Source organism: Roseococcus thiosulfatophilus, assembly GCF_017311575.1.
Lineage (GTDB): Bacteria > Pseudomonadota > Alphaproteobacteria > Acetobacterales > Acetobacteraceae > Roseococcus > Roseococcus thiosulfatophilus.
In genome coordinates this window covers 56,944-76,123 of the sequence record NZ_JAFFQY010000064.1, presented here as the reverse complement: position 1 = coordinate 76,123, position 19,180 = coordinate 56,944, and the positions used below count along the sequence as shown (strand labels likewise).

The window sequence follows — 19,180 nt, the reverse complement described above, 5'->3', positions numbered from 1 at the left end:
GACCGATTCACGGCTCCGGTGTCCCACCGAAGCCGATCGGGCGCTGTTCCCGAGCGACCGATTCACGGCCCCGGTGTTCCACCGAAGCCGATCGGGCGCTTTTCGCCAGCGACCGATTCACGGCTCCGGTGTTCACCGAAGCCGATCGGGCGCTTTTCCTGAGCGACCGATTCACGGCTCCGATGTCCCACCGAAGCCGATCGGGCGCTATCGGCTCAGCCGCAAATCCAGTCCCTTGCGCCGCCACCCCTCGTCAATCTCGTCGAGGTCGGTGAGGCCGGAGGGGTTCTGCCGGCCGGGGCTGTCGCGCAGCCCGGGCTCGCGCAGGGTGCGCCACAGCTTCATCAGGCGCTGCAACTCATCCAGCGGCGCGCGGTGGTCGTCCACGCGCAGGTCTATGTCCGGAAAATCCTCGACCGTGGTCAGGATCAGCGCCGCCGATTGCCGGCCGCGGCGGTCACCCCCCGCCGCCTCGCCCGCCTGCATGGCGGCCAGCATCCGCTCGGGCAGGGGCAGTTCCTCGCGCGTGAGGAAGGCGGCCGCGGTGTCGGAGATCACCTCCTCGCCCGAGAGCATGTTGCCCGCCACCGACCAGCCCTGGCCGCTGCGCGCGCCCGCATAGGCCACGCAGTTCCGCCCCGTCCAGGCCGCGGCGCGGCCGTGGCGGTCCAGCGCATGAACCTGGCGCAGATGCTTGCCGTCATCGCCCACCAGGGCGCCCTCGATGGCGGCCTGCGGCGAGAGGCCGCGCGCCAGCCCCGCCAGCACCGCCGGCCCCAGGTAGCGATTGGTCAGCGACTGGGTGGAGACCGCGCCCACCCCGCTGCGCACGAAGGGGCAGGAGGCCCCGACCGCGAGGTTGCAGGTGGTGATCGCCACGGCGAAGGCCTGGCTCTCGGGGTCATGAACAAGCAGGGACCAAGTCACAGGCGACCTTCCTTTTCCCATTTTCTAGCACGTAGGCACCGGAAATTGGCAAGACGGACCTTGTGATTGAGTTGTGGGCCACCGCGACGATTACCCATGAATTGCATACACTCATGACGTGTAGAGAAGGGCCCCGATCACCTCCTCGGGCGCGTGCCCCGTGCCTTTCTGCAAGCCTCGCATCTTCCCGTTGTAAGGCCGCCCGCCCGGTTTAAAGTCGCCGGCAAGAGAGGAACGAATCCATGTCCAAGATCACCCGCCGCGCGGCCGGCGCGGCGCTGCTGCCATTGCTCGCGGCGCCGGCGCTCCAGGCCCAGCCCGCCTGGCCTGACCGCAACATCCGCCTGATCGTCCCATTCGGCGCGGGGGGTGCGGTGGATACGCTGTCACGCATCGTGGCCGCCCGCTTTCCGGAGGTCGCGAACGGCCACACCCTGGTGGTGGAGAACCGGCCGGGCGCGGGCGGCACCATCGCCGGCGCCTTCACCGCCCAGCAGCGCCCCGACGGGCAGACGCTGATGATGGCCGATATCGGCGCCAACGCCATCGGGAAGGAGCTGAACCCCAGCCTCTCCTATGACCCGATGACGGCGTTCAGCCCCATCATCCACCTGGTGAACCTGCCCTCCGTGCTGCTGGCCCACCCGACCATCGAGGCCCGCACGACCCAGGAGGTGATCGAGCTCGCCCGTGCGCGGCCCGATGGCTACACCTATTCCTCGGCCGGGAACGGCAATGGCTCGCACCTCTTCATGGAGCTGTTCCTCCGGCGTGCCGGCATCCGCATGGTGCATGTGCCCTACCGTTCGGGCGCGGAGCTGGTCACGGCGCTGGTCCGCGGCGATGTGCAGTTCGCCTTCCCCTCCGTCTCCTCGGCGCTGTCCATGATCCGGGAGGGCAGGGTGCGCGCGATCGGCGTGGGTTCGCCCGCCGGCACGCCGCTGCTGCCCGAGACGCGGCCCGTGGCCGATGTGCTGCCCGGTTTCAACACCGCCATCTGGCACGGCATCCTGGCCCCGGCCGGCATGGACCGGGAACTGGTGCTGCGGATCAACGCCGTCTTCGCCCGCATCGCCGCCATGCCCGAGGTGGTGGAACAGGTCGCGCGCCAGCAGGCGGGACAGATGGTGCCCGGCACGCCCGAGGCCTTCGCCACCCATATCCGCACCGAGTTCGACACCTGGGCGCCCATCATCCGGGAGGCGAATATCCGCGCCTCCTGATGGTCTGGCCAAGCGGCGCCACCCGCGCTTGAGTGGCGCCCATGAACACGCCAACCCCCGCCAAGCCCCGCCCCGCCGCCACCATCCTCCTGCTGCGCGACGGCGCGGCGGGGCTCGAGGTCCTGATGGTGGCCCGCGCGCGCGAGGTGGACTTCGCCTCGGGCGCGCTGGTCTTTCCTGGCGGGCGGGTGGAGGCGGCGGATTCGGCCCTGGCGCCAGAGGGCGACCCCCTCGGCCACTACCGCATCGCCGCCATCCGCGAGGCCTGGGAGGAATGCGGCCTGTTGCTGGCCCGCCCCCCGGCACCCCCGCCGGCCGAGGGCCCCTTCGCCGCGCATCTGGCGGGCCTCGGCCTGCGCCCGCACCATGAGGCCCTGACCCCCTTCGCGCATTGGGTCACGCCCGTGCACAGCCCCAAGCGCTTCGACACCCATTTCTTCGTGGCGCCCGCACCGGAAGGGCAGGAAGCCGTGCATGACGGGCGGGAGATGGTCGAGGCCGTCTGGATGCGCCCCGGCCAGGTGCTGGAGGAGGCCGAGGCCGGGCGTCGCACCCTGGTCTTCCCCACACGGCTGAACCTCGGCCGCCTCGCGCGCCACCGCAGCATGGCGGAGGCCATCTCGGCCGCCCGCGCCACCCCCATCGTGACCGTGATGCCCGAGCCGGTGCCGGACGGGGAGGGGAATGTCATGCTCCGCATCCCCGAGGCGGCGGGCTATGGCGGCAGCCTGTTTCCAGCGAAGGACCGCCCGCCCTCGGGCGGGCGCTGGCCTGGGCAAAAGGGGTAGGGCGCTCAGCCGGGCATTGCTGGCGCTTCCCTGGGCAATCTTGCGCCCAAAGAGCGAAGTTGCCCGATTACGCGCCAGGACGACTTGCCCTTCCGCGTGATGACGCGCCATGCTGCCCGCCATCACCGCGGAGGCGCCGATGCCCAAGCACCTCGACGACGCCGCCATCGCGCAGTACCGCCGCGATGGCTATGTCACGCCGCTCACCGCCTGCAGCCCCGAGCAGGCGGAGGCCTGGCACCAGGACGTGCTGCGCTGCTGTGGCGAGGCGACGCGGGCCACCTCCGAAGCCGGCATCCGCCAGCCCTCGAACCGGGTGAAACCTTACCTGCTCTTTCCCTGGGCGGCCGAGATCGTCCGTCACCCGGCCATCCTGGACGCGGTGGAGGATCTGATCGGCCCGGACATCCTGGTGTTCCACACCACGCTCTGGTGGAAGCCCGCGCATTCCGAGGGCTTCGTGCCCTGGCACCAGGATTCGACCTATTTCGGCCTGGCGCCGCATGAGCATGTGACCGCCTGGCTGGCGCTCACGCCCAGCACGGAGGAGGCCGGTTGCGTCACCATCCTGCCCGGCTCCCACCATCACGGGCAGCTGCCCCATGCCGACCGCAAGGACCCGCGGGTCATGCTCTCGCGCGGGCAGAGCGTGGTGGCCGCGATCGAGCCGCGCGAAGCCGTGCCCATTCCCTTGCAGCCGGGCCAGTTCTCGCTGCACGACACGCTGGTGCTGCACGCCTCCCAGCCCAACCGGGCGGGGCATGACCGCATCGGCCTCGGCATCAGCTATATCCCGGCGCGGGTGCGGCATGTGGGGCCGACGCGGCTCTCGGCCACGCTGGTGCGGGGCCGGGACACCCATGGGCATTTTGACCTGGAGCCACCGCCGGTCGCGGAGGCCGATGCGGCAGCGCGGGCCGTGCATGCCGACAGCATCGGCCGCTTCTGGACCGCCAGTGAATCCATCCCGGAGATGAGCCTGGCGCATTGAAGGCGAGGGGAAGCTACAGCCCCCGCGCCTTCGCCGCCCGCCACTCCGCCTCCATCGCCTCCAGCCCGGCATCGGCGGGCGCCTGGCCGCGTTCAGCCAGCGCCGCCTCCACCGCGGCGAAGCGGCGCTCGAATTTGGCATTGGCCTGGGCCAGGCAGGCCTCCGGGTCCAGGCCCAGCTTGCGGGCCAGGTTGGCCATGACAAAAGCATGTCGCCCAGCTCATCGGCCAGCCGCGCGGGGTCGGCCGCGGGCAGTTCCGCGCGCAGTTCGGCCGTTTCTTCGGACAGCTTGTCCAGCACGCCCGCGGCATCGGGCCAGTCGAAGCCCACACGGGCGGCGCGCTTGGTCAGCTTCTCGGCGCGGGTCAGGGCGGGCAGGGCGGTGGCCACCCCGGCCAGCGCACCCGTCTCGGCCCGGGCCGCGCGCTCGGCGGCCTTGGCGTCCTCCCAGGCGGCGGTCTGGGCGGCGGCGTCGGCGATCTCGGCCGCGCCGAAGACGTGCGGGTGGCGGCGGATCATCTTGGCGGTGATGCCGGCGGCCACATCGGCGAAGGCGAACCAGCCGCGCTCCTCCGCCATGCGGGCGTGGTAGGCGACCTGGAGCAGCAGATCGCCCAGCTCGTCGCGCAGCATCACGGGGTCCGGGCCGCGCCGGATGGCATCCGCCACCTCATAGGCTTCCTCGATCGTGTAGGGCGCGATGGAGGCGAAATCCTGCGCCACATCCCAAGGGCAGCCAGCCACCGGATCACGCAGCCGGGCCATGACGGCGAGCAGGGCGAGGGTGGCTTCGGCGGCGCTGGGAGGGGTCATGGGGCGGGTTCTCTCGCGGTCATACACAACTGTCCACAGGGCACAGATGCCGCATAAGATTTATTATGGAATTTTTTGGGGTGGGGAAAAGCCTGTGGATCACGCCTGGGATCACGGGCGCAGCTCCATCCCGTCGAAGCCTGGCTCGACCCCCTCCGGCAATTCGGCGCGCAGCGTGGCGTAGTCCAGCGCGCCGCTCATATGGGTCAGCACGGTGCGCGGGCGGCCCAACGCCTCGCGCCATTCCAGCACCTGGTCGAGGTTCGCATGGACCGGATGCGGCACCCGCTGGAAGCAGCCCGCGACCCAGAGCGACAGCCCGTGCAGCCGCGCGAAGCTCTCGGGCGGAAACGCCACCACATCGGTCGTGTAGGCGAAGCGGCCGATGCGCAGGCCCAGGCTGCGCATCACCCGATGGTCCTGGTCCAGCAGCTCCACCTCCAGCCCGCCCAGGCGCAGGGTCTGGCCGGGCGACACCTCCCGCGCGTCCAGCGCCGGGCGGTAGAAGCCGCGCGTGGGCGGCAGGAAGCAGTAGTCGAAGCGCGACTTCAGCGCCGTGATCGTCGTGGCGGTCGCATAGAGCGGCAGCGCCTGCCCCATGCGGCGGTTGATGGCCCGCATCTCGTCCAGCCCCGCGATGTGGTCGGCATGGGCATGGGTGACGAGCAGCGCGTCCAGGCGGTCCACCCCGGCCGCCAGCAGCTGCGCGCGGATGTCGGGCCCGGCATCCACCAGAAGCCGCGTGCCGTCCGCGACCTCGATCAGGGCGGCGCTGCGGGTGCGCTGGTTGCGCGGCTCGGCCGGGTCGCAATCACCCCAGAGCCCGCCCAGCTCCGGAACCCCCTGGGACGGGCCCGTGCCCAGCAGCCGGACGCGCAAGCCCCTCACGCGGCTTTCGTGAACAGCCGGTGGAAATTGGCCGTGGTGGTGGCCGCGATCATCTCAGGCGAAACCCCGCGCGCCTCGGCCAGCACCTTGGCGGTCAGCGCGGTATAGCCAGGCTCGCAGCGCTTGCCGCGGAAGGGCATGGGCGCGAGATAGGGCGCATCCGTCTCCACCAGCAGCCGGTCCGCGGGCAGCCGCGCCGCCAGCTCCCGCAGCTCGGCCGAGCGCGGGAAGGTCAGGATTCCGGAGAAGGAAATAAATCCTCCCATCGCGATCGCGGCATCGGCCAGCGCCGGCGTGGAGCTGAAGCAGTGCAGCAGGAAGGCGAAGGACCCCCCTGCCCGCTCTTCCTCCAGGATGGAAGCGATGTCGTCATCGGCGTCGCGCGCATGGACCACCAGCGGCAGACCGGCCGCGCGGGCCGCGCGGATGTGGCGGCGAAAGCCCTCGCGCTGCGTGTCGCGCGGCGACTTGTCGTAGAAATAGTCCAGGCCGCTTTCGCCGATGCCGATCACGCGCGGGTGTTGGGCCAGGGCGACCAATTCCTCCACCGTCGGCATCACGCCCTCACCGGCCCGGTGCGGATGCACGCCGATGGTGCCCCAGACCTGCGGGAAGCGCTCGGCCAGCGCCACGACGGCCTCGGCCTGGGGGATGGAGGTGCCGATGGTGACCATCCGTTCCACCCCGGCCTCATGGGCGCGGGCGAGGATGCCCTCGATCTCGGCCTCGGTGAAGTAGTCCAGGTGGCAGTGCGAATCTATCAACATCAGGGAATTACGCCGCGTTTTGGATTTTCTGGAAGAGCGGCGCGGGCGCGGGCAATGGCAGCCCCTCCGGCAGCGGCGTGGCGAGTGCCGCCAGGCTGCGGGCGTCGGCGGGCACGCCCAGTTGGTCCAGCAGGCGCGCCATGGTGTCGGGCATGAAGGGCTGCAGCAGCGTGGCGAAGACGCGCAGCGCGTCGTGCAGGTTGCGCAGCACGGCCAGCATCCGCACGGGGTCGGTCTTCTTCAGCGCCCAGGGGGCCTCGCGGGTGATGTAGCCATTGGCCTCCCGCACAGCCTCGAAGACGGCTTCCAACGCCAGGTGGAATTCCATCTTCTCAAGGCGTTCTGCGACGCGGCTCGGAAGCGGGTCGAGGTAGGCGGCGAATAGGCCTTCCGTGTCCGCCGCCGACCGCACCACCCCCGGCAGCCTCCCCTCGCAATTCCGCTGGATCAGGCTCAGCACGCGGTTCGCCAAATTCCCCAGCGCATCCGCCAACTCGCCATTCAGCCGGTTGGTCAGCGCGGCGCGCGAGAAGTCGCCATCCTGGCCGAAGGGCACCTCGCGCAGCAGGAAGTAGCGCACGGGGTCCAGGCCAAATTCTTGCACCAGCGCCAGCGGGTCAATGACATTGCCCACGGATTTGCTGATCTTCTGCCCCTCATTGGTCCACCAGCCATGGGCGAAGACGCGCCGCGGCGGGGGCAGGGCCGCCGCCATCAGGAAGGCCGGCCAGTAGATGGCGTGGAAGCGGACGATGTCCTTGCCCACCATATGCACATCAGCCGGCCAGAAGCGCCAGAGTTCCGATGTTTCATCGGGATAGCCCAGCGCCGTGATGTAGTTTGTCAGCGCGTCCATCCAGACATACATCACATGCGCGTCATCGCCCGGCACCGGCACACCCCAGCGGAAGGAGGTGCGCGAGATGGACAGATCCGTCAGCCCCGACTTCACGAAGGCCATCACCTCATTCCGCCGCGTCGCGGGCTGGATGAATTCCGGGTGGTCCTCGTAGAATTTCAGCAGCCTGTCGCCCCAGGCGGAGAGGCGGAAGAAGTAGGAAGGCTCCCTCACCCACTCCACCGGCGCGCCGGATGGGGCGAATTTCACCCCGTCCCGCTCGGTGAGTTCGTCCGGCCCGTAGAAGGCCTCGTCCCGCACCGCGTACCAGCCCTCATAGGCGCCGAGGTAGATCTCACCCTTCTCCACCAGCCGCTTCCAAAGCGCCTGGCAGGCCTCGCGGTGGCGCGGCTCCGTCGTGCGGATGAAGGCGTCATTGGAGAGGTTCATGGACGCGGTCAGGTCGCGGAAGGCCTGGCTCACGCGGTCGGTGAAGGCCTGGGGGTCCTCGCCCGCGTCCTGGGCGGCCTTCTCCACCTTCTGGCCGTGCTCATCCGTGCCGGTGAGGAAGAAGACCTCCTCCCCGGCAAGGCGGTGCCAGCGGGCCAGCACATCGGTCGCCAGGCTCGTATAGGCGTGGCCGATATGGGGCTTGTCGTTCACGTAATAGATGGGCGTGGTGAGATAGACGGGCATGGGCGCCTTCATGGCGCCCGGACGCGCGCGCGGCAAGGTGGCTTCACCGCCCGCGCAACGTCTCCATGGCCACCAGCACGGCCTGGCGGCGGTCCAGCGAGAGGCGCTCGGCCTCCTGCGCCTGTCGCGTCAGGGCGCTGGCGGCCTCCACCCAGGCGGCGAGCGGGCGGGTGGCCAGCCAGCCGGGCACAGCCCCGCCTCGCGCCGCCTCCCGCACGGATTGCGTCAATTGCCGCACCAGCAGGGCGAAGAAGGCCGGGAAGGCAAGCGCCGCATCGCGTCCGGCGATACGGTCGGCCAGCGCATGGGCGCCAGCGGCGTCCGGCAGGGTTTCCAGCACGGAGCGGGCCAGCTTCGCCAGTTCCACCCCCTGCCCCTCCGCCAGTTCCAGCGCGCGGCCGGGCGCGCCCTCGGCCAGTTCCATCAGCGCCGCGCGATCCTCCGCGGACGTATCGGGCAGCAGGGTGGCGAGGCACTCCGCCATGGCGCCCTCCTCCAGTGGAAACAGGTCGAGGCGCCGGCAGCGGCTGCGGATGGTGGGCAGCAGCCGCCCCGGCGCATCCGTCACCAGCAGCAGCACGGTCCGCGGCGGCGGTTCCTCCAGCGTCTTGAGAATGGTGTTGGCCGAGGCCGCCTCCATCGCCTCGGCGCCATCCACCAGCACCACGCGCCAGCCGCCCTCGGCGGCGGTCAGGGCCAGGAAGTGGCGGGCGGCGCGCACCTCCTCCACCTTGATGATGCGCCGCTTGCCGGGCTCGGCCTGGGGGGCGAGTTCCAGCACATCGGCGTGCGCCCCGGCCGCCACGCGGCGGAACACCGCATCCTCGGGGGGCAGATGCAGCGGTGGCGTGGCATGCGGCCCGCCCGCCAGCACCCAGCGCGCGAAGCGCCAGGCCAGCGTCGCCTTGCCGATCCCGGGCGGCCCGCAGAACAGCCAGGCATGGGCGAGGCGTCCGGAATGGAAGGCGCGGGCGAGGCTCGTCTCCGCCTCGGCATGGCCGAAGAGGCGGGGCGTGGCGCGCGGGCTCATGGCGCGCCCAGCCGGGCACGGCAGGCTTCCAGCATGGCCGCCAGCACCTCGGGCGCGGGGCGCGTGGCGTCCAGCACGGCGAAGCGCCCGGGTTCCTCGGCGGCCTGGGCCAGGAAGCTGGCCCGCACGCGCTCATGGAAACCCTGGCCCAGCGCGTCATAGCGGTTGACCTCGCCGCGCGCCTCGGCGCGGGCGAGCCCCGCCGCCACGGGCAGGTCCAGCAGCAGGGTCAGATCCGGCGCCGCATCCCCCAGCGTGGCCGCCCGCAGCGCCGCCCAGGTGGCGCGCGGCGCCCCCTGCCCGCCCACCTGGTAGGCCAGGGTGCTGTCGAAGAAGCGGTCGCACACCACCCAGATGCCGGCGGCCAGGGCGGGCGCGATGGTGCTGGCCCAATGCTCGCGCCGGGCGGCGAAATGCAGCGTCATCTCCGCCACCGGGTCCCAGCCGCCGCGGCCCAGCAGCAGGGCGCGGATGGCCTCGGCGCCGGCGCTGCCACCAGGCTCGCGCGTGCGGAGCACCGGCAGGCCGCCCGACGCCAGGGCGGCGGCCAGCGCCTTGCCCTGGGTGGACTTGCCCGCCCCCTCGCCGCCTTCCAGCGAGATGAAGCGGCCGCGCATGGGGGCCGTCAGCGCCCCAGCAGGCCGCGGGCCAGCACGGGAATGCGGGAGAGCAGGCCCAGCTGGTCCACATCCGCGCCCGCATAAAGCGGCAGGCTGAGCGGCGCGAGGCCCGCGCCCGACACCTCCATCCGCGCCAGCTCCTGCCCGCGCAGCACGGGGGCCGGCACGGGCGTGTCGTAGCGCAGCCGCACCTGCAGCTGGTCGCGCCAGCCGCGCGGCAGGGTGACCACCACGTCGCGCCCCCCCACCAGCGGCACGCTGGCGCGCACGCCCATATGGACGGGCACGTCCTCGATCGTGTCGGCGGCGCGGAAGAGCACGACATTGTCGAAGGCCTGGAAGCCCCATTCCATCAGCCGCTCGCTCTCCTCGGCGCGGGCGCGTTCGCTCCCCAGCCCCGCCACGACGAGGATGAGGCGGCGGCCGTCGCGCAGCACGCTGGCGGTGAGGCAATACCCGGCCTCGTCCGTGCGTCCGGTCTTGAGGCCGTCGGCGCCGCGCATCCGCTCCAGCAGCGGGTTGCGGTTGGGCTGGGTGATGTTGTTCCAGCGGAAGGAACGCTCGGAATAGAAGCGGTAATGGTCCGGGAAGTCGGTGATGAGGCGCCGCGCCAGGGTGGCGAGGTCCCGCGGGGTCATCCGGTGCTCGGGGTCCGGCCAGCCGGTCGAGTTGCGGAAGACGCTGTCGCGCAGCCCGATGGTGGGCGCCATGGTGTTCATCAGGTCCGCGAAGGCGCGCTCGGTGCCCGAGATGGCCTCGGCCAGCACCACGCAGGCATCATTCCCCGACTGGATGATGACGCCCCGCGCCAGGTCCTCGACCGAGACGCGGCTGTTGGGCTCCAGGAACATGCGGCTGCCGCCCATGCGCCAGGCGGCCTCGCTGACCGGCAGGGTCTGGTCCAGTTGCAGCCTGCCCTGCCGGATCTGGTCGAAGACCACATACATGGTCATCAGCTTGGACATGGAGGCAGGCGGGATGGACTGGTCCGCCCCCTTGTCCAGCAGCACGGCCCCCGTGTCGAAATCCATCAGCAGCGCGTTGCGGGCGATGGTTTCCACCGGCCCCAGCGGCGACTGGCCGGGGGTGGCGGGCGGCGCCGCGGGCCGGGCCGCGCGGCCGGCCGGGCGCGGGGCCTGGGCCGGGGCGGGCATGGGCGCGAGGGCGGCGGCGCCGGCCAGCAGGGCCGTGCGGCGGGTCGGGTTATTCAACATGTCCGGGACTTCGCGCATCTCTCAATCCACCACAAGGCGCAGTTCGGTGAGCCCCACGGCGATGGCGCGGGCCAGGGCGGCATCGGCCTCCGCGAGGCTCCGGTAAGGCCCGGCGCGCACGCGGAACTGCTGCTGCCGCCCGCGCGGCCCACCGGCCACGCCCAGCGGCTCGACCCGGCCCGCGCTGAGGCGCGCCGCCTCGCGCGCGGCCAGTTGCCGGTTGAAGTAGGTGCCGGCCTCGACCCAGAGCAGGCCCGGGCGGGGCGCGCCCTGCGTCACCTGCTCGGGCAGGCGCTCCGGCGGGCGGGCGGTGGGTGTGGCGGCCACGGCCTGCACCGCCGGGCGCACGGGCCGCGGCGCGGCGGTGGCGAGACCGCGCGCGCCGGGCGGCGGGGCCAGGGCCTCGCGCCCCACCTCGCCCACCGGGGCGGCGGCCACGGGCAGCGCCTCGGCCTGCCCCGCCAGGCCCGCGATGGCGGCGCGCGAGGCCTCGGCGTCAATCACCACCCGCGCCTGGAAGGGGCCGGCGGCACCCAGCAGCGCGGCGGCGCGGGGGGCGACGGCGATGACGCGCCCGGGCTCGGCCGGGCCGCGGTCATTGACGCGGACCCGCAGCGCGCGGCCATTCTCCAGGTTCGTCACGGTGACGATGGCGGGCAGTTGCAGCGTGGGGTGGGCGGCGAACATGCCATCCTCCCGCCGCTCGCCATTGGCGGTGAGCGAGGCGCCGGCGCGGCGGGGCAGCAGGGCCGCGATGCCCGTCTGGTCGAGCGCGAAATCCTCGCGCGGATAGGCCCAGAGCGGCCCCTGCCGCCAGGGTTCGCCCAGGTGGTAGCGCGGCTCGGGCGGGGGTGGCGCGCGACCGCAGCCGGCCAGCAAAGCCAGCGCCAGCAACCCCGCCAGGGCGCGCCCCATGGTCAGGCCACGCGGTCCGACAGCAGCCCCACCGCCGTCGCGTAGAAATTGGACGGGTTGTAGCGGCGGATCGCCATGAAGTTGCTGCCGACCATGAAGGCCTGGCTGTCCCCGCGCGAAAGGCCCGGGATCACGATGGCCCATTCCCCGCCCAGGTCCGGCAGCCTTCCGCCGCCGGCGGGCACCACGCGCATGCGCGACCATTCGGCCACGGGGCGCATGCGCCGGTGGTCGGCCAGCGCCGTGTCGAAGCCGGGCGGCAGCGCCACCTCGAAGCCCCAGGGGGCGGGCTCGCGCCAGCCATGGTGGGAAAGGTAGTTGGCGATGGAGGCCAGGGCGTCGGCCCGAGTGTCCCAGATGTCGCGGCGGCCATCCCCGTCGAAATCCACCGCCAGCCGCTCGAAGCTGGTGGGCATGAATTGCGGGTTGCCCATGGCGCCCGCATGGCTGCCGCGCATGCGGCTGACATCCACATGGCCGGCATCCAGGATGCGGAGTGCGGCCATCAGCTCGCCCCGGAAGAAGGCGGCGCGGCGGCCTTCCCAGGCCAGGGTCGCCAGCGCCTCGATCACGTTGAAATTGCCGGTGAAGCCGCCGTAGTTCGTCTCGAGACCCCAGATGGCCACGACCACGCGGCCGCTGACCCCATGCCGGGTCTGGATGGCCTCCAGCAGGGAGCGGTTCTGGGCATAGGCGCGCCGGCCGGCCTCGATTCGCTGCGGTGAGAGGCGCGCATCGCGATATTGCGGCCAAGTCTGGGTGAATTCCGCCTGGCGACGGTCGAGTTCGATCACCCGTTCATTGGGCTGCAGGCCGGCTAAGGCGCGGTCCAGCGTGGCCTGGCGCACGCCCGCGCGGCGGGCTTCGGCGCGCACGCCCTGGAGAAACGCGGCAAAGCTTTCCTGCGCGAAAGCGGGCCGGGCCGCGAACGCGCCGGCGGCGGTTCCGGCGAGGAGGCTGCGTCGGGTGAACATGGGGGATAGGTGCCACTTCTATGCGCTTGGCGCAATTCGAACCGGCCGGTTCCAGCGCGCGCCGAGACGGCCTAGGATCGCGCGAATTGCGAAAGGAAACACGTCCATGGTCGCGGTCACCGAAACCTTCGCGCGCTATGCCGCCACGATCCGCCACGCGGACCTTCCGGCCGAGGTCGAGGCGCGCACGCGCTTCCTCATCCTGGACCTGGTGGGCAACATGGTCCGTGGCGGCGTCGAGGCCGAAAGCAGCCCGCCGCTGCGCGCCGCTGCCCGCGCCATGGGCCTGGGCCACGGCCAGGCCGCCGTCTTCGGCGAGGCCGCCCGCTGGTCGCCCGCCGGGGCCGCGCTGCTGAATGGCGCCTATGCCCACAGCCTCGACTTCGACGACACCCATGCCGCCGGCAGCCTGCACCCGGGCGCCCCCGTGATCCCCGCCGCCCTCGCCGCCGCCGAGATGTGCGGCGCCAAGGGTGCCGATGTGATCGCGGCCATTGTGGCCGGCTATGAGGTGACGAACCGCCTGGCCGTGGCCCTGCCCGCCGGCGACCATTACGACCGCGGCTACCACCCGACCGCGACCTGCGGCGCCTTCGGGGGCGCCGCCGCCGCCGCGCGCGTGATGGGGCTGAACGAGGCGCAAATCGCCGACGCCTTCGGCATCGTGCTCAGCCAGGCCGCCGGGAGCCTGCAATTCCTGGCCAATGGCGCCTGGACCAAGCGCTGGCAGGTGGGCTGGGCGGCCATGGCGGGCCTCTCCGCCGCGCTGCTGGCGCGCGAGGGCTTCCGCGGCGCCGCCCAGGCCATGGAGGGCAAGGCGGGCTTCCTCAGCGCCTATGCGCCCAATCCCATTCCCCAACGCGCCATCCGCAACCTGGGCGGCGAGTTCGAGCTGATGGAAACGGCCGTTAAGCCCTACCCCTCCTGCCGCTACGGCCATGCGAGCGTGGACGCGGCCCTGGCCCTCCGCGCGGAACACGGGCTGCGCCCGGAGGAGATCGAGGCCGTGACCATGGGCCTGCCCAACAAGGGCATGCTGCTGGTGGGCGCCCCGCTGGAATACAAGCAGCACCCGAAGAACACGGTGGATGGCCAGTTCAGCGGCCCCTTCGTCGTCGCCTGCGCGCTGGGCCATGGCCATTTCGGCTGGGACAGCTATGCCCGCATGGACGACCCCGTGCTGCGCGCCCTGATGCCCAAGGTGACCTGCGTGGAAGACCCGGAGGTGCAGGCCGAATTCCCGCGCAACATGTCGGGCAAGCTGACCATCCGCGCGCGGGGCCAGGAATTCACCAAGTTCGTCGTGGTGCCCAAGGGCGAGCCCGGCAATTTCCTGACCGAGGCCGAACTGCGCGCCAAGTTCCATGGCCTGTCCGACCAGGTGCTGGGTGCCGATCGCGCCGCCGCCCTGGCCGATGCGGTGCTGGGCCTGGCCGGGGCCGCGGATGTGAACGCCATGATGCGCCTGGGCAGCACGCTGGGAGCCGAGCCGGCCGCGCGCCTCGCGGGGGAGTGATCCCCTCGCGCGGCGGGCGTGGCGGCTGTATAGGCGCTGCGGCGCCGGGGACAGGTGGCCGAGTGGTTTAAGGCAGCGGTCTTGAAAACCGCCGTAGGGGCAACTCTACCGTGGGTTCGAATCCCACCCTGTCCGCCAGCCACGTCCCTCAACAGATGGATGTGGCGAAAACTCCCCTGAGCTACATACAAGCCCGCGTCAGAACGCGTGGCCGCCCCAATCCGCCTCCTCCAGGAACCGCGCCTCGACCAGTTCCCGCAACTCCGCATCGCAATAGGCCCGGTAGGGTGCATGCTCGCCGCGGTTGCGGTGCGGCGCCTCCCGCGGCGGCATGGACGCAGAGCTTGTAGAGCCGGTCGAAGGTTCGGCCGGAAGGCCCGCCCATACTCCGCCAGGCGGGACGGCTCGCGTATGCCGAAGGCGTCGTTCCGCACCTCGAGACGCTCCGGTGGTCCTCGGAACAAGACGGCACATCTCTGATAGCGAATTGCCGCCAGACTTGCCACGATGGGTGAACTGACAGGCGTGCCGGATCGAGATGATCGGTCCGGTGCAACAGCCAATCGCGTTTCGCCCCGTCCAGGAACGCCCCCGCCGGGTTGGGGCGCGGGCCGGGCGGGCAAGACGTCACCGCCCACACCGACCGGAGCCCGCATGCTGGCTGCACGCAAGATCTTCCACCTGCACATCTCGAAATGCGGCGGCACGGCGCTGAACGCCGCCCTGGATTCCGAGACCCATGCCGAGCGCGCGCGGCCGCCCGCCGAGTTCGGGCAGCGCCTGCGCGACCGCGGCATCGCCCACACGGACATCGCCGCCCTGCAGGACCCTGCCCTGCGCCCCACCCTCGCCGAGGCCGCGCGCGAGAGCATCGCCTGGTTCGACGTGCTGCACGGCCATGTGGACATCGCCCCCTGGCTGGCGCCCGAGGACCATGTGTTCACGGTGTTGCGCCGCGCCGACCGGCGCGCGCTGTCGCAGTTCCAGGACTACCGCCGCCTCGCGCCGCACGACTACGCCCACAAGCCGCCGGAATGGCGGCGGATGCACGAGGCCTGCCGCGAGCTGCCCGACTTCGCCCGGCTGCGCGCCGCCTGCGGCGACGCCCTGCCCTTCCGCAGCATGTTCGAGGACCACCAGTGCCGCGCCCTGACGCAGCACAGCGTCGGCGCGGAGGCCTTCGCCGCCATGCCGCCGGAGGAACGCGCCGCCCAGGCCTGGCGCACATTGCAATCCTATGGCGCGCGCATCGGCGTGCTGGAGGAGGTGGACCGGCTGCGCGCCGAGCTGGCGCGCGACATGGGCTGGTGCCCCCCCGCCCTGCTCGAGGTCCGCAACCGGACGGCGCCGGAGGATCACAACGAGGCCGCGCTCGCCGCCGCAGCGGCCGTCACCGCCGGCGACCGCCTCCTGCACGAGCGCGCCGTGACCGCGCTGCGCGAGGCCCCCGCCGCCGACTATACCCTTGCGGAGTTCGAGGCGGAGTTCGTCGCCGCCCGCCTGTCCGCGCTGCTGCCCATGCGGATCGGCGAGGAACACGTCTTCGACATGAACATGCCGCTGGTCGGCCGAGGCCTGCACGGCCGCGACGCCGCCGGCAGCCGCGAATGCTGTCGCTGGCTGGGTGCCAACCGCGACGCCCTGATCTACCTGCCGGTGCCCGAGCCCGGCGCGCGGCTGACGCTGCGTCTCTACAACAAGGGCTGGGTGGACCCTGGCCTGCGCGACCGGCTGACGGTCACGGCGGACGGCGCGCCGGTGCGGACCTGGTCCGAACCGCGGCGCGAGGTGGCCGAGGCCATTTGCTTCCGCGCGGTCGCGCGGCGCGGCTGGATGCGGATCGGGCTGCATGGCGAACTGGCGCTGACGGACACCGAGTCCGGCCGGCCCAGCGACGACGCCCGCCCCAAGATCTTCAACCTCTGGCGCTACAGCTACCAGGCCGACTGACGTCATGGCCGGCCGCCGGGGCGGCCTTGAAGATTCCCATGCCGGAAGCCTCAGGCATTCTTCAACTCTACATGTTTTCTTGCCATGCTCGCCGCCATGGCAGAAGCGTTGCGCGATGGCGGAGAAGCTGGGTGCGGTCCGCGCGACGACGTCGCGGCCGGGACACCAGAAGATGAGCGCGCCCGGCTGCTGGCCAGGGCGCGGCAGGCGCGCGACGGCGGCGATTCCGCGGCGGCGCTGTCCCTGTGGGACGAGGCCCTGCACCGCTGGCCGGAGCACGTGGGCCGTGACGAGACCCTCGCCTTCGCCCACTCCCTGTTCGCCTTCAACCGCCCCCGCCGGCCCGAGGATGCGCTGCTGCCGCCGCACGCCGCGGAGACCCTGGCCCGGCTGCACAGCTCCTGGCCGGAGGAGCCTCTGGGCTGGATCGGCCTCGCCAAGCTCGCCGAGTGGCGCCACGCCTGGCCGGAGGCCCGGGCGCATTGGCAGGCGGTCCTCGACCGCTTCGACGCCGTGGCGGAACCTGACTGGTACGAGCAGGCCATGAACGCGGCCTGGATGAACCATGATGGGGCCGGCTTCAAGGCGCTGCGTGTCATCCTGCGCCGCCGCTGGCCCGGCCACGAGACCTGGTGGGACCGCTACGCCTCCGGCGGCCGCGCCATCGCCATGAGCGGCGCCGAGCCCCGTCATGGGCCGAGCCTGCGGGACGTGGAGGACCTGCTCCGCTTCGCCACCCCCGCCGAGGCCAGGCGGGTCCTGGAAACGCTTTCCCCGCTCGACCAAGGGAGCGCGACCGGCCGCGCCTGCGCCCAGATCATCCGCACCGTCGAGCGCAGCGGGCTGATGGAGGACCTCGCGGCCGGCGGCGCCGATCTCGCGCGGCCCGCCACCAGCTTCGTCTGGCGCAATTCGGCCGGCGCGGACCGGGCGCTGATCGTCTTCGCGGGCGGTGGCCGGGGCTTCTGGCCGCTGGTGGACGAGCTGCACCGCGTGTTGCGCGGCTGCGGCACCCATCTGATCTACCTGCGCGACCTGGGCGGCAGCTTCTACCTGGCGGGCGACCCGGATCTCGGCATCGCGGACTATGGTGGCGTGCTCGACGTGCTGCGGGCGCAGGCGGCCGGGCTGGGGGCCACGCGCCTCGCCTGCCTCGGCAATTCCGCCGGCGGCTATGCGGCGCTGCGCTATGCGCTCGACCTGGGGGCGGAGGCAGCGCTCGCCTTCAGCATGCTCACCAATCCGCAAACGCGGCACGACCCGCAGGTCTCGCCGGCACTGAACGCCATCGCGCGGCGCAACCCGGGACTCGTGCTCGACCTGGCGCAGGCCTATGCCGCCGTGCCACGGCCCCCGCGCGCCATCCTGTGCTTCGGCGAAGGCCATGAGGCGGACCGCCGGGAGGCCGAACGGATGCGGGGCATCCCCGGCGTGCGGCTGGTGGCGGCCGAGGGCCTGGCCGAGCATGGCGCCATCCGCTGGTTCCTGCGGCGGGGCGAGGTGCCGGGCCTGGTCGCCTCCCTGTTCGAGGCGCCCTCGGCGTGAGGATCACGCTGCAAGGCATCGGGCTGGACTATCCCGGGCCGCATGGCCCCCTGCGCGCCGTGGACGGGCTGGACCTGGAGGTCGCACCCGGGGAGTTCCTGGGCCTGATCGGCCCCAGCGGCTGCGGCAAGTCCTCCCTGCTGGCCATGCTGGCCGGGCTGCGAACGCCCAGCGCCGGCCGCATCCTCTTTCCCGGCTGGGCCGGCCCCCGCCCGCCCCGCCGCCTGATGGCCTTCCAGGAACATGGTCTGCTCCCCTGGCTGAGCGTGCTGGACAATGTCGCCTTCGGCCTGGAGGCCCAGGGCATGCCGCGCGCCGCGCGTGAGGCCCGCGCCCATGCCATGCTGCGCCGCCTGGGGCTGGAAGGCTTCGCCGCCTCGCGCCCGGACCAGCTCTCGGGCGGCATGCGCCAGCGCGCGGCGCTGGCCCGCCTCTTCGTCGCCGAGGCCGAGGCGATGCTGCTGGACGAGCCCTTCTCCGCCCTCGACGCGCAGACCCGCGTGGTGCTGCAACAGGAGCTGCTGGACCTCTGGTCCGGCACCGGGCGCAGCGTGGTCTATGTCACCCACGACATCGAGGAGGCGCTGCTGCTCTGCGACCGCGTGGTGGTGCTCTCGGCGCGGCCGGGGCGCGTCGTCGCGGACATCACGGTGCCCTTCCCGCGCCCGCGCCGCATCATGGGCCCGCCGCCGCCGGAGGTGGCCGCGCTGCGCTGGCGGATCTGGGACATGCTGGCGCCCGCCATCGCGCCGGCCGCCTGATGGCGCATCTGCTCGCCCTCCTCCTCGCCGCCGCGACCTGGGAGGGCGCCGTGCGGGCGGGCTGGGTCGCCACGCTGCTGTTTCCCGCGCCCACGACCATCCTGCACTGGCTGCTGGAAAGCCTTCGAAGCGGCGAATTGGCGGACTCCCTGCTGGCCAGCGGGCAGCGCCTGGCCATCGGCTTTGGCCTGGGGGCAGGGCTGGGCACCCTGGTGGGCCTCGCGATGGGCCTGCTGCCGCGCCTGCACCGCGCCTTCGATCCCGTCATCGCCGCCCTGCACCCCATGCCCAAGGTGGCGCTGCTGCCGCTCTTCCTCGTGCTGTTCGGCTTCAACGAACAGGCGCGGATAGTGCCGGTGGCGCTGGTCGCCTTCTTCCCCGCGGCCATCGCGGCCGCCGTCGCGTCCGCGGCATTGACCCGCTGCTGTGGAATGTCGCGCGCAACTATGGCGCGCCGCCCCTGATCGTGCTGCGCCGCCTGGTGCTGCCGGGTGCCTGGCCGGTGCTGCGCGCGGGCCTCAGGCTGTCGCTCAACGCCGCGATCGTGGTGCTGATCTCGGTCGAGATGCTGAGCGGCCATGACGGGCTGGGCGCCGCGGTCTGGCAGTCCTGGCAGACCATGCGGGTGGAACAGCTCTACGGCACGCTGCTGGTGCTGGCCATGCTCGGCCTTGTCTTCAACCGCTGTCTCGGCCGCTGACCCGATGTGGCCGGCCGCCTTTCC

At 72.1% G+C, this 19,180-nt stretch carries 19 protein-coding genes, 1 tRNA gene and 1 pseudogene; 10 read left to right on the top strand and 11 right to left on the bottom strand.

What is annotated here, in order from left to right; translation table 11 throughout:
* Positions 1 to 207 precede the first annotated feature (207 nt).
* Complete coding sequence (locus JTN19_RS19425; RefSeq protein ID WP_206936074.1) at positions 208 to 927, bottom strand: DUF1028 domain-containing protein; 720 nt, start codon at positions 925 to 927, stop codon at positions 208 to 210.
* Positions 928 to 1,169: 242 nt separating this feature from the next.
* Between JTN19_RS19425 and JTN19_RS19420 the strand changes: the two genes are divergently transcribed.
* The 3 genes from JTN19_RS19420 (at position 1,170) to JTN19_RS19410 (ending at position 3,929) form a co-directional block, all read left to right on the top strand.
* Positions 1,170 to 2,150 carry a Bug family tripartite tricarboxylate transporter substrate binding protein gene (locus JTN19_RS19420; RefSeq protein ID WP_242531303.1) on the top strand — a complete coding sequence of 327 codons (981 nt, stop codon included), beginning with the start codon at positions 1,170 to 1,172 and terminating at the stop codon, positions 2,148 to 2,150.
* A gap of 41 nt (positions 2,151 to 2,191) precedes the next feature.
* On the top strand, positions 2,192 to 2,938 hold the full coding sequence (locus JTN19_RS19415) for an NUDIX hydrolase (protein ID WP_206936072.1): 747 nt from the start codon (positions 2,192 to 2,194) through the stop codon (positions 2,936 to 2,938).
* 109 nt (positions 2,939 to 3,047) lie between these two features.
* Positions 3,048 to 3,929 carry a phytanoyl-CoA dioxygenase family protein gene (locus JTN19_RS19410; RefSeq protein ID WP_206936070.1) on the top strand — a complete coding sequence of 294 codons (882 nt, stop codon included), beginning with the start codon at positions 3,048 to 3,050 and terminating at the stop codon, positions 3,927 to 3,929.
* 13 nt (positions 3,930 to 3,942) lie between these two features.
* On the opposite strand, the pseudogene mazG reads toward JTN19_RS19410, so the two are convergent.
* From mazG to JTN19_RS19365, 9 genes and pseudogenes are all read right to left on the bottom strand, one after another.
* Positions 3,943 to 4,742 (bottom strand): annotated as a pseudogene (gene mazG, locus JTN19_RS19405) (nucleoside triphosphate pyrophosphohydrolase).
* Between the two features lie 111 nt (positions 4,743 to 4,853).
* A complete protein-coding gene (locus JTN19_RS19400) occupies positions 4,854 to 5,621 on the bottom strand; it encodes an MBL fold metallo-hydrolase (protein ID WP_206936326.1) in 768 nt (255 codons plus the stop codon).
* 5 nt (positions 5,622 to 5,626) lie between these two features.
* The gene (locus JTN19_RS19395; protein WP_206936068.1) at positions 5,627 to 6,397 is read right to left on the bottom strand and encodes a TatD family hydrolase; all 771 of its coding nucleotides are present in this window, start codon (positions 6,395 to 6,397) and stop codon (positions 5,627 to 5,629) included.
* A 7-nt stretch (positions 6,398 to 6,404) separates the two neighbouring features.
* Entirely contained in the window at positions 6,405 to 7,931 is a 1,527-nt protein-coding gene (metG, locus tag JTN19_RS19390) for a methionine--tRNA ligase (protein WP_242531302.1), read from the bottom strand.
* Positions 7,932 to 7,974: 43 nt separating this feature from the next.
* The gene (locus tag JTN19_RS19385; protein WP_206936063.1) at positions 7,975 to 8,961 is read right to left on the bottom strand and encodes a DNA polymerase III subunit delta'; all 987 of its coding nucleotides are present in this window, start codon (positions 8,959 to 8,961) and stop codon (positions 7,975 to 7,977) included.
* Complete coding sequence (gene tmk / locus JTN19_RS19380) at positions 8,958 to 9,578, bottom strand: dTMP kinase (RefSeq protein WP_206936061.1); 621 nt, start codon at positions 9,576 to 9,578, stop codon at positions 8,958 to 8,960. Before tmk ends, JTN19_RS19385 begins: the two co-directional genes overlap by 4 nt.
* Before the next feature lie 8 nt (positions 9,579 to 9,586).
* On the bottom strand, positions 9,587 to 10,795 hold the full coding sequence (locus JTN19_RS19375; RefSeq protein ID WP_206936058.1) for a D-alanyl-D-alanine carboxypeptidase family protein: 1,209 nt from the start codon (positions 10,793 to 10,795) through the stop codon (positions 9,587 to 9,589).
* A gap of 21 nt (positions 10,796 to 10,816) precedes the next feature.
* Entirely contained in the window at positions 10,817 to 11,710 is an 894-nt protein-coding gene (locus JTN19_RS19370) for a septal ring lytic transglycosylase RlpA family protein (RefSeq protein WP_206936056.1), read from the bottom strand.
* Between the two features lie 2 nt (positions 11,711 to 11,712).
* A complete protein-coding gene (locus tag JTN19_RS19365) occupies positions 11,713 to 12,684 on the bottom strand; it encodes a lytic murein transglycosylase (RefSeq protein WP_206936054.1) in 972 nt (323 codons plus the stop codon).
* Between the two features lie 106 nt (positions 12,685 to 12,790).
* Here JTN19_RS19365 and JTN19_RS19360 point away from each other — a divergent pair, with 106 nt between their 5' ends.
* Both JTN19_RS19360 and JTN19_RS19355 read left to right on the top strand, forming a co-directional pair.
* Entirely contained in the window at positions 12,791 to 14,200 is a 1,410-nt protein-coding gene (locus JTN19_RS19360; protein ID WP_206936052.1) for an MmgE/PrpD family protein, read from the top strand.
* 48 nt (positions 14,201 to 14,248) lie between these two features.
* A tRNA-Ser gene (locus tag JTN19_RS19355) sits at positions 14,249 to 14,338 on the top strand.
* A gap of 60 nt (positions 14,339 to 14,398) precedes the next feature.
* Here the strand turns inward: JTN19_RS19355 and JTN19_RS20470 are convergent.
* A complete protein-coding gene (locus tag JTN19_RS20470; RefSeq protein WP_278008928.1) occupies positions 14,399 to 14,533 on the bottom strand; it encodes a hypothetical protein in 135 nt (44 codons plus the stop codon).
* A 321-nt stretch (positions 14,534 to 14,854) separates the two neighbouring features.
* Between JTN19_RS20470 and JTN19_RS19350 the strand changes: the two genes are divergently transcribed.
* From JTN19_RS19350 to JTN19_RS19330, 5 genes are all read left to right on the top strand, one after another.
* Positions 14,855 to 16,150 (top strand): hypothetical protein, encoded by a 1,296-nt coding sequence (locus JTN19_RS19350; protein ID WP_206936051.1) that lies wholly within the window; start codon positions 14,855 to 14,857, stop codon positions 16,148 to 16,150.
* Positions 16,151 to 16,246: 96 nt separating this feature from the next.
* Positions 16,247 to 17,695 carry an alpha/beta fold hydrolase gene (locus tag JTN19_RS19345; RefSeq protein WP_206936049.1) on the top strand — a complete coding sequence of 483 codons (1,449 nt, stop codon included), beginning with the start codon at positions 16,247 to 16,249 and terminating at the stop codon, positions 17,693 to 17,695.
* Entirely contained in the window at positions 17,692 to 18,456 is a 765-nt protein-coding gene (locus tag JTN19_RS19340; protein WP_206936047.1) for an ATP-binding cassette domain-containing protein, read from the top strand. Before JTN19_RS19345 ends, JTN19_RS19340 begins: the two co-directional genes overlap by 4 nt.
* A complete protein-coding gene (locus tag JTN19_RS19335; protein ID WP_206936045.1) occupies positions 18,456 to 18,920 on the top strand; it encodes an ABC transporter permease in 465 nt (154 codons plus the stop codon). Before JTN19_RS19340 ends, JTN19_RS19335 begins: the two co-directional genes overlap by 1 nt.
* A 2-nt stretch (positions 18,921 to 18,922) precedes the next feature.
* On the top strand, positions 18,923 to 19,156 hold the full coding sequence (locus JTN19_RS19330) for an ABC transporter permease subunit (RefSeq protein ID WP_206936334.1): 234 nt from the start codon (positions 18,923 to 18,925) through the stop codon (positions 19,154 to 19,156).
* The last annotated feature ends 24 nt before the right edge of the window (positions 19,157 to 19,180 follow it).